The organism is Streptomyces sp. NPDC058525 (genome assembly GCF_042719495.1).
Classification (GTDB): Bacteria; Actinomycetota; Actinomycetes; order Streptomycetales; family Streptomycetaceae; genus Streptomyces.
Map to the genome: position 1 here is coordinate 1 of NZ_JBHXNP010000218.1, position 327 is coordinate 327.

Sequence of the window (327 nt, forward strand, 5' to 3'; positions counted from 1 at the left end):
AAATTCTGTAGCTCATTAATCGGGCAGAATAAGAGCTGTTATTCAGGCGATAAACCGCCGTCGATAACGTCCAGACGGAAGCGCTCAACAGCTTTAGCGTGGTTATTTACATTCCCACGAAAAGCTCCTTCAGGTGTTACAGTTATAACTTTTACTCGACCACGTTTAACGCGATGAATTGCACCAACTTTTTCAAGCAAATCTAATGCTCTTGCCATTTGTGCTTTGTCAGTTCGCATTGTCTCGCAGAGATCTGCGGCCGTTTTGGTGCATTCGTAACTTTGCCAGCCAAGATTACGGCAGATTTGCCATAGAACGGCCTGAGCG

General features: G+C 45.6%; 1 protein-coding gene. It reads right to left on the reverse strand.

The annotated features are described in order from the left end of the window. Positions 1-38 precede the first annotated feature (38 nt). Positions 39-327: hypothetical protein (locus tag ACFWP3_RS41925; RefSeq protein ID WP_384232212.1), on the reverse strand; the 289-nt coding region annotated here is incomplete at its 5' end.